Source organism: Rhodococcus sp. NPDC055024 (assembly GCF_053608585.1).
Genome location: NZ_JBSGVT010000003.1, coordinates 56,142 through 69,210 on the forward strand (window position 1 = coordinate 56,142; position 13,069 = coordinate 69,210).

Here is a 13,069-nt window from a genome sequence, read left to right on the forward strand (position 1 = left end):
GAGCGGTGCCGAGGCTGTTCGGGTTCAGCTTCGAGTTCGAAGAAGGTGAAATCAGGCGTTGGCAGCCTTGTACTCGCGGCGGCGGCGATGCAGGATCGGCTCCGTGTATCCGCTGGGCTGCTTCGCACCTTCCAGGATGAGTTCTTTGGCAGCCTGGAAAGCGATGTTGGAATCGAAATCAGGTGCCATGTTGCGGTACTCGGCGTCGCCCTCGTTCTGACGGTCGACAACCGGTGCCATGCGCTCGAGCGCAGTCACGACGTCGGTTTCGCTGACGATGCCGTGACGCAGCCAGTTGGCGAGCAGCTGGCTCGAGATGCGCAGCGTGGCGCGGTCCTCCATGAGCGCGACATCGTGGATGTCGGGAACCTTGGAGCAGCCGACGCCGGCGTCGATCCAGCGGACGACGTAACCGAGGATGGACTGGCAGTTGTTGTCGAGCTCTTCCTTCTTCTCCGCGTCCGTCCAGTCGGTTCTGGGAGCGAGCGGGATGGTCAGGATGTCGTCGACGCTCGCGCGCGGCTTGCCCTTCAGTCCGTCCTGAACAGCGAACACGTCGACGCGGTGGTAGTGCGTCGCGTGCAGCGTTGCGCCGGTCGGCGAAGGAACCCACGCGGTGTTTGCGCCGGCCTTGGGGTGGCCGATCTTCTGCTCGAGCATGTCCGCCATCAGCTCGGTCATGGCCCACATGCCCTTACCGATCTGAGCCTTGCCCTGCAGGCCGCAGGCCAGTCCGGTGTCGACGTTCCAGTCCTCGTAGGCGCCGATCCACTTCTGCTTCTTCATCTCGGCCTTGCGCACCATCGCGCCGGCTTCCATGGAGGTGTGGATCTCGTCGCCGGTGCGGTCGAGGAAGCCGGTGTTGATGAACACGACGCGGTCGACGGCTTCCTTGATGCAGGCAGCGAGGTTGACTGTCGTGCGACGCTCCTCGTCCATGATGCCGACCTTGAGCGTGTTCTCGGGAAGCCCGAGGACCTGCTCGACGCGGCCGAACAGTTCGGTGGTGAACGCAACTTCCTCGGGACCGTGCTGCTTGGGCTTGACGATGTAGATCGAGCCGGTGCGGCTGTTGTCGAGCGGGCCGTTGGCGTCACTGATCGACAGGCCGTGGACTGCGCAGGTGCTGGTGATCAAAGCGTCGAGAATGCCCTCGGGAACCTCGTTGCCGTCGGCGTCGAGGATCGCGGGGTTGGTCATGAGGTGACCGACGTTGCGGACGAACAGAAGTGAACGACCGTGCAGGCTGAGTTCGCTGCCGTCGACGGCCGTGTACTTACGGTCGCCGTTGAGCGTACGAGTGAAGGACTTGGCACCCTTCTTGATCTCCTCGGACAGGTCACCGCGGTTGAGGCCCAACCAGTTTCGGTAACCGACAACCTTGTCGTCGGCGTCGACAGCGGCGACCGAGTCCTCGAAGTCCATGATGGTGGTGACGGCGGATTCGAGAACGACGTCCTTGACGCCGGCTGCGTCGGTGCTGCCGATCGGCGAGGATGCGTCGATCTGGATCTCGGCGTGCAGTCCGTTGTTGAGCAGCAGGATGCTCGTGGGTGCGTCCTTCTCGCCGAGGTAGCCGACGAACTTCTCCGGCTGGGCGAGCGTGGTGACCGTACCGTCTGCCAACGTGATCTTCAGTTCGCTGCCGTCGACAATGTACTTGGTTGAATCTGCGTGCGATCCCGACGCGAGAGGTGCTGCGGCGTCGAGGAATTCACGCGCCCAGGCGATGACCTTGTCGCCGCGGACCTTGTTGTAGCCGGAACCCTTCTCGGCGCCGTTCTCCTCCGAGATGGCGTTGGTGCCGTACAGCGCGTCGTACAACGAACCCCAGCGGGCGTTGGACGCGTTGAGTGCGAAGCGCGCGTTGAGGATCGGGACGACCAACTGCGGGCCGGCCGTAGAGGTGATCTCCGTGTCGACGTTCGCGGTGGTGACCGAGAACTCGGCAGGCGTCGGCAGAAGGTAGCCGATTTCCTGCAGGAACGCCTTGTACGCGGCGGCGTCGATGGGAGCGCCGGCGTGATCGCGATGCCACTGATCGATCTGAGCCTGCAGATCGTCACGCTTGGCAAGCAAGTCGCGGTTCTTCGGTGCGAGCTCGGTGATGACCTTGTCGGCGCCGGCCCAGAACGTTTCGGCGTCTACACCGGTGCCGGGAAGAGCCTCCTCGACCACGAAGTCGTAGAGAACCTTGGCAACCTGAAGACTGCCGACCTGAACGCGCTCAGTCATGAATAGCCTCACTTTTCCGAAAGCGGAGCACCACATATGGATGCCATGAACCAACATCAATGTTACCTGGGAGTATTCCCACCGCTGTCCGCGCCCTGAGCTGCGATAATCGGGCGCGAATAGCTGAAACGATCAAGTGAAATTCGTTCTGTCTAGAGTTTGCGCGCGGAAATCTCGAAACCGGCTTTGCGCAGACGCTCGACCAGGACGTCGCCGAGCGCTGTCGCGGGGGTCAGGACGCCGGTGGCCTGTGGGAGGTCCCTGTGGTCCTTCGCCAACGACAACGCAGATTCGCCGAGCATCACCGCCGTCGCGCTGTATCCCGGGTCGCCCTTCGCCTTCACTCGTGATGTGTATCGAGCGCCGGTCGTGGTCGTGGTGAACACGTCGAGCGTGAAATGACCCTTCTTCTGGGTGCTCTCGCTCGGACCTTCACCGGGAGCAGGCAATACCTTGTCCAGAAGGAAGCGCGTCGGCGGAAGGGCGAGTCCGGCGACCAGCGCACCGAGGCCGACCGCCACTCCGCCCGCGATCACCGGAGACACGACGGAAGAGCCGACGCTCATCACCTCGCTGTACTTGAACTTCTTGCCGTACGCCCACTCTCGGAGCGCATTGCTGCGACGGACGACTCGTGTGTTGTACGACGCCATCACGAACGGTGCCTTCCACCCCTTCAGTGAAGGATCGATCTTCTTGCCGTCGACCACGCTCACGTCGCTCTGGCGTCCGAGTTCGGGCTCCCGATCACGATCGGGGCTCAGCGAGTACGGCGAGGCGGCGAGTTTCCGCAGGGGCGCATCGTCTTTCGACACGTCGATCTGGTTGCGAAGCGAATCGATGGTGCCACCGCTCACGCCTCCGCGCAGCGCGGTGACTACCAGGGTGGTGTCGGTGAGTTCGCCGGCGCCGTCGGCGGCGACCTTCTCGTGCAGGACGTGAACTCCGAGATCGGAAGGGATGGAATCGAATCCGCAGGAATGGACGATCTTGGCACCGGTCGACACGGCCAGGTCGTGGTTGGCGTCGATGCTCTCGCGGTGGAACAGCACCTCGCCGGTGAGGTCGACGTAATGAGTTCCGGCGGCAGCGCATTCGTGAACAAGAGCGTGGCCGTACTTGGCGTACGGACCGACCGTGGTGGCGACGACCCGGGTTCGCTGGGCGAGTGCCTTCAGTGCTGTGGCGTCGTCGGCGTCGGCGATGATCAGGGGGAGGTCGGCAGCGGCGGTACCCAGATCCGCGCGGGTGGCTGCCAACTTCTCGAGTGAGCGGCCGCCGAGGCCGATCTTCGTGCCTTCGGGTGCGTGTTTGACCAGGTAGTCGGCGAGTAGCTTTCCGACGAAGCCGCTCGCTCCGTAGACGATGATGTCGAGTTCTCGGGCGGGCGAGGTTCCAGTCATGGAGCCAGCCTACAAACGAGTACCGGAAAGTGATGTGACCGCGGTCACTCGGCGGGGAGGGGTTCCTTGACGACGAGGATCGGAGCCTCGACTTCGAGCAACAGGCGCTGCAGTGGGCGTTCGAGCAGGAACTTGCCGATGGGGGACATCCGGCGCGTTCCGACGATCAGGAGATCGACACCCGCGCCGTGCACCAGGTTGACGAGCGCGGTCACTGGATCGCCGTCATGCTCGGTGGTGCGCAGATCCCACTTCGTCTCCGAGAATCCACCGGCGTCGAGCGCCGACTGAATCTCGCCGCGAAGAGCGGCCCGATCATCCTCGGTGTTTCCGATACTGACGGTGTCTCCGATGTTGACGTCGTCCAGGACGTGCAGAACCAGCAGTTCTTCGCTTCGACCCACGGATTCCCGTGCAGCGGCCACTATTGCGGCGCGGCCTTCCGGGCTGTCCTTGTGTACGACGGCGATCGTCATGGTTCCTCCGAGTCGGTGAGCAGGTTCGCAGTCCATTATCGCCTGCGATGCTGTGCTCTACCTGAAATGAGCTACTCGACACGGGGGTTTGGGGGTGACGAGATCGCCACATCGGGGCGGCTAGGTGCCGCCTGTCACCACTGCGGCGGTGCCGCCCATCATCACCGCGGCCGTGCCGCCCATCTCACCACGGCGAGGGTTTGTAGTCCTTGAGGAAGCAGCCGTGCAGGTCGACGCCCAGTTCACCCTGAACGATGGGGTCGTAGACGCGGGCGGCACCGTCGACGAGGTCGAGTGGTGCGTGAAAACCTTCGTCGGCCAACCGCATCTTGGTGAAGTGTGGGCGTTCGTCGGTGATCCAGCCGGTGTCGACGGCGGTCATGAGGATGCCGTCGTCGAGCATTTCCTTGGAGCTGGTGCGGGTCAACATGTTCAGTGCTGCCTTGGCCATGTTGGTGTGCGGGTGGCCAGGGCCCTTGTACGCGCGGCTGAACTGACCCTCCATGGCGGAAACGTTCACGACGTACTTGCGTCGCGCTGCGGCCGCAGCCATCGACGGGCGCAGGCGCGAAACGAGGATGAAGGGCGCCACCGAGTTGCAGAGCTGGACTTCGAGAAGCTCGATCGGATCGACCTCTTCGACGGTCTGAACCCAGCTGTTGGTGTGCGCGAGGTCCGGCAGCAGTCCGCCGGCGTCGATGGCAATGCCCTGCTCGATGCGATCGGGTGACGCCGACTTGGCGACGAGAGCGAGCGAACTGACCGCGTCGGCCGAGAGATTTCCGGAGGTGATACTCGCGACGTCCGACAGCGATCCGGCCAGAGCAGCGGGGTGAGCGTCGCTCGTCTTGCCGAAGGTCAGGACATCGGGCAGTTCACCGGCAGGCAGTGCGCCGGATTCGGCGTCCACCAAAGCGCCGTAAGCACCGGGGGAGCGTCGAACTGTTTGTGCGGCGTTGTTGATGAGGATGTCGAGCGGACCCTGTGCGGCAACAGAATCCGCGAGTGCAACAACTTGGGCGGGGTCGCGGAGGTCGATGCCGACGATGCGCAGACGATGAATCCAGTCGTTGCTGTCCTCCATCGCCTTGAATCGGCGGATCGCGTCGTTGGGGAATCGCGTCGTGATGGTCAGATGCGCACCGTCACGCAACAGGCGCAAAGCGATGTACATGCCGATCTTCGCGCGGCCGCCGGTGAGTAGTGCGCGTCGGCCGGTCAGATCGGTGCTGGCGTCACGTTTGCTGCGGCTGGTGGCAGCGCAATCGGGGCACAGTTGGTGGTAGAAGGCATCGACTGCGGTGTAGCGCTGCTTGCAGATGTAGCACGGCCGCGCCTTGATGAGCGTGCCGGCGGAAGCGCCCGCGGTGTTCGACTTGATCGGAATTCCAGCGGTTTCGTCGTCGATGCGATCGGGTGAACCGGTGGCCGTCGCGGCGACCACTTGGCGGTCGGCTTCGTTGACGGCTGCGCGCGAAGCGAGGCGGCGCTTCTTCTTGAGTCGCTTGAACAGATGGCCGACAGCGCGCTGCATGGTGATCGAGTCGGGATGCTCGTCGTCGAGTTCGGCGGCTTCGGAAAGGACCTTCAAGCAGATTTCGAGTTCTGAGGGGTCGAGTCCGGTGAGTTCGGCTCGAGCAGATTCTGAATCGGCTGTTTCCAGCGAATCTGCCTGCAGTGCATCCGACTTCTTGGTGTCTGTATCCACTTCGAACTTCTGTTCCATCTCGATCGCCGCTCGCGCGGACTGTTCCCTGGTTCGGGAACTTCGCCAATTACGAGAAAAGCTCCGGTTCGATGAACCGGAGCTTTTCCTGTCTGTCTCAACACAGAGTGTCCGAGGGGGGACTTGAACCCCCACGTCCGTTAATAGGACACTAGCACCTCAAGCTAGCGCGTCTGCCATTCCGCCACTCGGACTCGGCCCCGATTTCTCGGTGCTGGGAAAGAGTATCCGATTAGCTCAGCTGCCCCAAATCGCCAGGTTGCGGGGCATTCCGGTCGCCCGCGCCGTTTGATTCGATGGTAGGAAAGTGGAATGACCACAACCCCGATTAATCCGAATCCGAGCAGAGCCGAAGCAGAAGTAGTCGAACTGGTCAGTTCTCTCATCCGCTTCGACACCTCGAACACGGGAGAACTCGAAACCACCAAAGGCGAGCGTGCGTGCGCGGAGTGGGTTGCCGCGCAGCTTCAAGAAGTCGGTTACGAGACGGAATACGTCGAGTCCGGTGCACCTGGCCGCGGGAATGTCTTTGCTCGCTTGAAGGGAGCCGAGTCGGGTCGCGGCGCGCTGATGCTTCACGGTCACCTCGACGTCGTCCCGGCCGAGCCCGCCGACTGGAGCGTGCACCCCTTTGCCGGCACCGTCCAGGACGGTTACGTCTGGGGGCGCGGCGCCGTGGACATGAAGGACATGGTCGGGATGATCCTGGCCCTCGCCAGACAGTTCAAGGCGGAAGGCGTCGTACCGCCGCGTGATCTGGTGTTCGCCTTCGTGGCGGACGAGGAAGCCGGCGGAAAGTACGGATGCCAGTGGCTGGTCGAGCATCGCCCGGATCTGTTCGAGGGAGTGACCGAGGCCGTGGGTGAGGTCGGCGGCTTCTCGCTGACGGTTCCGCGACCTGACGGAACCGACCGCCGCCTCTACCTGGTGGAGACTGCGGAAAAAGGTCTCGGGTGGATGCGTCTGACCGCCAAGGGACGCGCCGGGCACGGCTCCTTCCTGCACGACGACAACGCGGTCGCCACACTCGCCGGCGCGGTCTCGAGGCTGGCTGCCCACCAGTTCCCGATCGTGATCTCCGATTCCGTCGCGGAGTTCCTGACCGCCGTCGGCGAAGAGACCGGATTGGACTTCGATCCGGGATCACCCGACATCGACGGGACCCTCGCGAAGCTGGGCACGATCGCCAACATCATCGGGGCGACGTTCCGTGACACCGCGAACCCGACGATGCTCAAGGCCGGTTACAAGGCGAACGTCATTCCGCAGACGGCCGAGGCGGTCTTCGACTGCCGTGTGCTGCCGGGCCGGCAGGCCGAATTCGAGCGAACGGTGGACCAACTGATCGGTCCCGACGTGACCCGCGAGTGGATCACCAAGCTGGACTCGTACGAGACGACGTTCGACGGCCACCTTGTCGACGCCATGAACGAGGCGATTCTCGCCCACGATCCGGAGGCTCGCACAGTTCCGTACATGCTCTCCGGTGGAACCGACGCGAAGGCATTCGCGAAACTCGGCATTCGCTGCTTCGGTTTCGCACCGTTGCAGTTGCCGCCCGAGCTGGATTTCAGCGCGCTGTTCCACGGCGTCGACGAGCGAGTTCCGGTGGACGCACTACTGTTCGGGACACGTGTTCTGGAACATTTCCTGCTCAATTCCTGACGAGCACGTGGATAGATCCGTGAGCTCGACTCACATCGAGCTCTCTTGTCACAGAAAGGATTCGCATGGCGCACGATCCGTACGAACCATTGCCGAAGTTGCCGAGTTTCGAGCTGACCAGTGACGACATCACTGCCGGCCAGCCGCTGAAGCTTGCTCAGGCCAGTGGTGCCTTCGGTGTTCCCGGTGGCGAAGACATCTCACCGCAGCTCTCGTGGTCGGGCTTTCCGGCCGAGACGAAGAGTTTTGTCGTGACGGTGTTCGACCCGGACGCACCGACGGCGTCGGGATTCTGGCATTGGGCCGTGGCGAACATTCCGGCTTCCGTCACCGAACTTCCGGCCGGTGCCGGCGCGGCCGACAGCAGTGTCCTGCCTGCCGGAACCGTCACGCTCCGCCACGACGGCGGCGGGTTCGGTTTCATCGGTGCAGGCCCGCCTCCCGGGCACGGTCCGCATCGCTACATCGTCGCAGTGCATGCCCTCGACGTGGGGACGCTCGACGGTGTCACTGCCGACTCGTCACCGGCGTTCCTCGGTTTCAACGTGTTCCATCACGCGATTGCGCGTGCAACCCTGACCGGGACGTTCGAGGTCGAATAGTCACCCCGCTGTGCGCCTTTATTAACCGCCCGCGGTTAATAAAGGCGCACAGCAGTTTCTAACGAGGGTTCTCAGCTCCGACCGCCTGCGCGATCGACGAGAAGCCTGCCGCGCGCACGCGCTTGGCGATGCCTTTGTGGATGCTGCGGGCCCAGAACGGTCCGCCGTAGATGAAGCCGGTGTATCCCTGCACCAGCGTCGCGCCGGCGAGGATCCGTTCCCACGCCTGATCGGCCGTCTCGATACCGCCGACCGAGATGATGGTTATCTTGTCGCCCACTCGGGCGTACAGGCGCCGAAGTACCTCGAGCGAGCGCTCGGCAACCGGTGCGCCGGACAGCCCGCCCGCGCCGAGTGCAGCTACCTCTGCGTCCGGGGTGTTCAAACCGTCGCGACGGATCGTGGTGTTGGTCGCGACTATTCCGGCAAGTCCGAGTTCGATTGCCAGATCGGCGACCGCGTCGACGTCCTCGTCCGAGAGGTCGGGCGCGATCTTCACCAGTACCGGCACGCTGACGGTGTCGAGCACGGCCTGCAGGATCGGGCGCAGTGATTCGACGGCCTGTAGATCACGGAGTCCGGGTGTGTTCGGCGAGCTGACATTCACGACCATGAAGTCGGCCAGCGGTCCGAGAAGCTGCGCGCTGGCGGTGTAGTCGGCGGCGGCGTCGGCGGCTTCGACGATCTTGGTCTTGCCGATGTTGGCGCCGATCGGCACCGTGACGCGGCGCTGCCGCAGGAAGTTGGCGGCATGACCGGCGCCGTGGTTGTTGAAGCCCATCCGGTTGATCAGAGCGTGATCGGCCGGAAGCCGGAACAGACGCGGCGCGGGGTTACCGGGCTGAGCCTGGGCCGTCACCGTACCGACCTCGGCGAAACCGAAGCCCAACGGGCCCCAGGCGTCGACTCCGGTGGCGTCCTTGTCGAATCCGGCCGCCAGACCGAGAGGTGCGGGGAACGTCAGACCGAAAGCCTGACTGCGCAAAACCGGGTCGTCGACGACAAGAACTTTCGAGACCAGCCAGCGAAGGGGAGCGAACCGTGTCACCAGTTTCATCGCAGTGAAGGCAATGTGGTGGATGCGTTCCGGTGGTACCCGGAACATCAGGCTCAGCAGCAGTTGGTACACGATTCTCCAGCTCTTCGGTGGTGTGATGTTGTCAGCGGCTTCGACGGCGACGGATCCTGTTCGTATTTCGAACGATCAGTGCTGAATGCCGTCCGGATCGGTCACGTGCAGCGGCGTCTTCTTGCGCTTGAGAAGCACACGTCGGCTGCCGTCGGGGTAGAGACGAACGCGGGAGAGTTCCCAACCGCCGAACTCGGCGGAGATCGCCAGCCGCATCGACGCCGTGACCCGCGAAACGTTCGGCGGTAGCCGGAGTGGCACGTAGTCGAACTTGTCGTCCGACGTTTCCCACTGCGCGGGGATCCCGCGCGCACGCTTTTCCATCAGTTCTCCCGTGACGGGATGACCTGCAGCCCGTCACCGGTTGCCGATCCGACGATCAGATTGCCGTTGGAAGAGTCTACGGCCAACGAATTCGGCTGTCGCACCGTCTTGAACCGTCCGGTCTCCACAGGGATGCCGGACGACAGGTCGAAGCCGACTACCTCGTTGGTTGCGGTCAGCGTGACCCACACTCGATCCGCGGTCTCGTCGTAGGCAACGGCGTACGGCGACTCGCCGACGGGGTAGCGCTGGTGCATCAGGAGCGGATCGGCAGTGAAGACGAGCAGTTCGTTGCCGGTGGTGTCGGTGACAAGGATGCGTCCGAAGCGATCGGTGGCCAGGTGGGTCGCACCCTCACCGGCACGGAGTGCAACGCCGAGTTTGCCGTCTTCGAGGTTGATCGCCGTCAGCGAGGTCTGACGGTGATCGAGGGCGCTCAGGTTGTCGCCGGTCACCGCGAGTTCGTCCACGGATGCGAATCCCGAAACCTTCTGTGACTGATCGGTCTTCGGGTCGACGATGTGAACTGAACCATTGTCCGTACCGATCGCGATGCGGCCGTCGGTGAGTTCGACCGCGGAGTTTGCCTGGCCGTCGACCGGGATGGACGTCTGCTCGCCCGAAGTCAGATTCAGCTTCACTACCTGGCGATCCATCGACAGCAGCGCGTTGCCGTCAGCGGCGATCGAGACGTCGCGCACGTCCGAATTCAGGGTGATCGGACGACCTGTCGAGGCCGGGTCGGCGCCGGACAAGCCGTCCGCAGGAACGACCAGCACCGAGCGGGGGTTGCCGGCGACCAGGACAGCGCTGCGCGTGATCGGGTCGAATGTGATGGAATCGATCAGACCTGAATACGGGTGAACCACGCCGTCCGGGGTGCTGGTGGTGGCCGGCGAGACCGCGGCCGTTGCGGGATCGATCGTGATGAGGTCGTCTCCGCCATCTCCGGAAGAACATCCTGTGACCAGCAGAACCGCCGCCCCCATTGCTGCTGCAGTGGTGCGGATCCCTAGGCGAGCCATGTGTAGTTCCTCTTTTTCTTGTCATCTGTTCTTCACGCAGTGCGACTGTCATCGATCATCCCTGATCGCAGTCGGGCGCCGTTCATCGCGTCGAGGAACTACCGACCATTCCGCTCACACCCTTGACGCGATACCGTACGAACAGCGATTGCGGTTGACGCTGCAATCACCGAGGAGATCATTGTGATTCCCACAGAACCCACCGATTCCGGCGCGCAGTCGCCCGAACCGGCGCGGCCGGGCTTCGAGATCGAGGACCTCACCGTCGGCGCTCACGCACACGGTTTCGGCAGGTCCGACGGTCGAACTTTCGCGTTTCGCGTACGCAAGAGCGTGTTGTTCGTCGAGGTTTACGGCGAATACTGCGAGCACAGTGTGCCAACCCCGTCGGATGTCATTGCTACGGCCGAGCGATCGGTGACCGATATCGATCTGACCGACGAGCGAAGCATCGCCGGTGTGGTCCGCGACGCAGTTCTCTCGACGGAGGCTGATTGGTCACAGCCCGGTTCCGGTGACGGAGTTCGTGAGGCCGACAGTCGCAGCCTGCCGACGGTGAGAGCCGTCCTCAGCAGGCTGGGATCGATCATCGATTCTGTTCGGTGAATTCTCGGCGCGGGATCACCAGGGTTGCTCCGGTCTTCGGATGCGGAAACACCTCGACCGGATAACCGTAGACGCGGGTCAGAAGTTCTTCGTGCAACACCGATTCCGGGGGACCGTCAGCGGCGATCCGTCCATTTTCGAGCACGACGATCCGATCCGCGTACGCCGCTGCCAACGCGAGATCGTGCAACACGACGACGACGGCATCGCCGTCCGCAGCGCGGGCGCGCGCCACGGACATCACCGCCTCCTGGTGTCCGAGATCGAGTGCTGCCGTCGGTTCGTCCAGCAGGATGGTCGACGTTTCCTGCGCCAGTACCCGCGCAAGTGCGACTCGCGCCTGCTCGCCACCGGACAGCACGGCAAACGGCCGATTGGCGAACCCTTCGACATCGCAGGTCTTCATCGCCGCGGTGATGGCAGCGCCGTCGCGGTCTTCTCGGCGAGTTCCGGCCCAGGGTGCGCGGCCCATGCGAACGACCTGGCGAGCACTGAACGAAAATCCGATGGTGTGTTTCTGGGGGAGCACCGCGCGTCGGCGCGCCATGTCGATCGGCGACCACTGTGTGAGGTCGGTGCCGTCGACGTCCACCCGCCCCGCGATGACGGGCTGATCACCGGCCAACGCCGCAAGAAGTGTCGACTTACCGGCGCCGTTCGGTCCGACGAGGACGACGACTTCTCCGGCGCGGACTTCGATGGACACGCCTTCGAGAATGTGCCGACCACCGCGCTCGACGGAGATGTCGCGCGCTTCGAGGGTGACATCACCGACGTCAGGGCTCTCCGGTTCGGGGGTGACGCGGCCGAAGAGTTCGCGCCAGTTTCGGATGAGGCTGCTCATGCCCACCCGCCCTGTTGTGCGCGAGTGCGTCGGAGAAGCCAGAAGAAGAACGGTCCACCCACCAGAGCGGTCAGCATTCCGAGTGGCAGGTCCGCGTTGTCGATCAGCGACCGCGAGCCGAGGTCTGCGACCAGCAGAACCAGTGCGCCGGCAAGGGCGCTCGCGGGAATCAGCGCGCGGTGGCCAGGTCCGACGAGAATGCGCATCAGGTGCGGAACGACCAGACCGACGAAGAGGATGATGCCGGTGAAGGCAACACTCGCCGAGACCAGGAGAGCGACGATCAGAACCGCGAACTGGCGAAGCCGTTCGACATTGACGCCCAGGTGACGGGCCGCGTGTTCACCGAGCGCCAGCAGGTCGAGACGTGGGGCGATCATCATGGTCGCGGCGATCCCGACGACGGTCATCGGGGCCACGATCAGGACTGCGTTCCACGAAGCACCGTTGAGTGAGCCGAGTTGCCAGAACACGATCTGATCGCGAGCAGACGGGCTGGCGACAAAGGTGAAGAAGGCGATGAGACCGCCGGCGAACGCGTTGATCGCAACGCCGGTCAGCACCAGCGTCACCACTTCGGTTCTGCCCTCGTGCCGAGCGAGCAGATACACCGCAGCGGTGGTGACCAGTCCGGCGACGAACGCGGCGGCAGCTACAGCCCAGCCGGCCACGAACGTGCCGCCGACAACGATGACAGCGCTCGCGCCGACCGCCGCACCCGCGGACACTCCGATCACTCCGGGCTCGGCCAGCGGATTGGAGAACACACCTTGCAGAAGCGCACCGGAACATCCCAGCGCCGCGCCGACACAGATGGCGAGCACGACGCGGGGGAAACGAACCTCCCACAAGGTCACTTCACCACTGGGATGGGCGGGCATCGGACCGAGATCGAGCCCGATGCGGTGCAGGATGCTGCCCAAAACCTCGAGCGGTGACGTCGGAACCTGACCGATGCACGCCGACAGCACTGCGACGATCACCAGAGCGAGAGTCAAGCTGATCAGAACCGCACTCACCCGCGACCGCGACGC

General features: G+C 63.8%; 12 protein-coding genes and 1 tRNA gene. 3 read left to right on the plus strand and 10 right to left on the minus strand.

The window, feature by feature from the left end:
• Positions 1-51: 51 nt before the first annotated feature.
• The 5 genes from ACWF6P_RS09155 to ACWF6P_RS09175 form a co-directional block, all read right to left on the minus strand.
• Positions 52-2,235, minus strand: a complete 2,184-nt coding sequence (locus ACWF6P_RS09155) for a malate synthase G (RefSeq protein WP_452620826.1) — start codon at positions 2,233-2,235, stop codon at positions 52-54.
• Positions 2,236-2,387: 152 nt separating this feature from the next.
• Positions 2,388-3,638, minus strand: a complete 1,251-nt coding sequence (locus tag ACWF6P_RS09160; RefSeq protein WP_452620827.1) for a saccharopine dehydrogenase family protein — start codon at positions 3,636-3,638, stop codon at positions 2,388-2,390.
• Positions 3,639-3,682: 44 nt separating this feature from the next.
• The gene (locus ACWF6P_RS09165; protein WP_347872800.1) at positions 3,683-4,114 is read right to left on the minus strand and encodes a universal stress protein; all 432 of its coding nucleotides are present in this window, start codon (positions 4,112-4,114) and stop codon (positions 3,683-3,685) included.
• A gap of 184 nt (positions 4,115-4,298) precedes the next feature.
• The gene (locus tag ACWF6P_RS09170; RefSeq protein WP_378446080.1) at positions 4,299-5,840 is read right to left on the minus strand and encodes an SDR family NAD(P)-dependent oxidoreductase; all 1,542 of its coding nucleotides are present in this window, start codon (positions 5,838-5,840) and stop codon (positions 4,299-4,301) included.
• A 108-nt stretch (positions 5,841-5,948) separates the two neighbouring features.
• A tRNA-Leu gene (locus ACWF6P_RS09175) sits at positions 5,949-6,034 on the minus strand.
• Positions 6,035-6,152: 118 nt separating this feature from the next.
• Between ACWF6P_RS09175 and ACWF6P_RS09180 the strand changes: the two genes are divergently transcribed.
• Both ACWF6P_RS09180 and ACWF6P_RS09185 read left to right on the plus strand, forming a co-directional pair.
• Positions 6,153-7,505: a M20/M25/M40 family metallo-hydrolase gene (locus ACWF6P_RS09180; RefSeq protein ID WP_378532893.1), complete on the plus strand. Its 1,353-nt coding sequence runs from the start codon at positions 6,153-6,155 to the stop codon at positions 7,503-7,505.
• 65 nt (positions 7,506-7,570) lie between these two features.
• The gene (locus ACWF6P_RS09185; protein WP_452620828.1) at positions 7,571-8,107 is read left to right on the plus strand and encodes a YbhB/YbcL family Raf kinase inhibitor-like protein; all 537 of its coding nucleotides are present in this window, start codon (positions 7,571-7,573) and stop codon (positions 8,105-8,107) included.
• A gap of 58 nt (positions 8,108-8,165) precedes the next feature.
• On the opposite strand, the gene ACWF6P_RS09190 is transcribed toward ACWF6P_RS09185, so the two are convergent.
• The 3 genes from ACWF6P_RS09190 to ACWF6P_RS09200 form a co-directional block, all read right to left on the minus strand.
• A complete protein-coding gene (locus tag ACWF6P_RS09190; protein ID WP_452620829.1) occupies positions 8,166-9,236 on the minus strand; it encodes a quinone-dependent dihydroorotate dehydrogenase in 1,071 nt (356 codons plus the stop codon).
• A gap of 75 nt (positions 9,237-9,311) precedes the next feature.
• Complete coding sequence (locus tag ACWF6P_RS09195; protein ID WP_007733391.1) at positions 9,312-9,560, minus strand: DUF5703 family protein; 249 nt, start codon at positions 9,558-9,560, stop codon at positions 9,312-9,314.
• Positions 9,560-10,585 (minus strand): NHL repeat-containing protein, encoded by a 1,026-nt coding sequence (locus ACWF6P_RS09200; RefSeq protein WP_378446076.1) that lies wholly within the window; start codon positions 10,583-10,585, stop codon positions 9,560-9,562. The genes ACWF6P_RS09195 and ACWF6P_RS09200 overlap by 1 nt, the downstream gene beginning before the upstream one ends.
• Positions 10,586-10,768: 183 nt before the next feature.
• Between ACWF6P_RS09200 and ACWF6P_RS09205 the strand changes: the two genes are divergently transcribed.
• On the plus strand, positions 10,769-11,191 hold the full coding sequence (locus ACWF6P_RS09205; protein WP_378446075.1) for a hypothetical protein: 423 nt from the start codon (positions 10,769-10,771) through the stop codon (positions 11,189-11,191).
• Here ACWF6P_RS09205 and ACWF6P_RS09210 read toward each other — a convergent pair.
• Together ACWF6P_RS09210 and ACWF6P_RS09215 are read right to left on the minus strand one after the other, a co-directional pair.
• Positions 11,172-12,035, minus strand: coding sequence for a heme ABC transporter ATP-binding protein (locus ACWF6P_RS09210; protein ID WP_452620830.1), 864 nt, complete (start codon positions 12,033-12,035; stop codon positions 11,172-11,174). The two genes, ACWF6P_RS09205 and ACWF6P_RS09210, sit on opposite strands and share 20 nt — an antisense overlap.
• Positions 12,032-13,054, minus strand: a complete 1,023-nt coding sequence (locus ACWF6P_RS09215; protein WP_347873118.1) for a FecCD family ABC transporter permease — start codon at positions 13,052-13,054, stop codon at positions 12,032-12,034. Before ACWF6P_RS09215 ends, ACWF6P_RS09210 begins: the two co-directional genes overlap by 4 nt.
• Positions 13,055-13,069: the final 15 nt, after the last annotated feature.

Coding starts and splice junctions, on each gene's coding strand:
- ACWF6P_RS09200 (WP_378446076.1), bottom strand. CDS start 10,585: ATGGCTCGCCTAGGGATCCGCACCACTGCAGCAGCAATGGGGGCGGCG.
- ACWF6P_RS09180 (WP_378532893.1), top strand. CDS start 6,153: ATGACCACAACCCCGATTAATCCGAATCCGAGCAGAGCCGAAGCAGAA.
- ACWF6P_RS09160 (WP_452620827.1), bottom strand. CDS start 3,638: ATGACTGGAACCTCGCCCGCCCGAGAACTCGACATCATCGTCTACGGA.
- ACWF6P_RS09170 (WP_378446080.1), bottom strand. CDS start 5,840: ATGGAACAGAAGTTCGAAGTGGATACAGACACCAAGAAGTCGGATGCA.
- ACWF6P_RS09165 (WP_347872800.1), bottom strand. CDS start 4,114: ATGACGATCGCCGTCGTACACAAGGACAGCCCGGAAGGCCGCGCCGCA.
- ACWF6P_RS09195 (WP_007733391.1), bottom strand. CDS start 9,560: ATGGAAAAGCGTGCGCGCGGGATCCCCGCGCAGTGGGAAACGTCGGAC.
- ACWF6P_RS09210 (WP_452620830.1), bottom strand. CDS start 12,035: ATGAGCAGCCTCATCCGAAACTGGCGCGAACTCTTCGGCCGCGTCACC.
- ACWF6P_RS09185 (WP_452620828.1), top strand. CDS start 7,571: ATGGCGCACGATCCGTACGAACCATTGCCGAAGTTGCCGAGTTTCGAG.
- ACWF6P_RS09155 (WP_452620826.1), bottom strand. CDS start 2,235: ATGACTGAGCGCGTTCAGGTCGGCAGTCTTCAGGTTGCCAAGGTTCTC.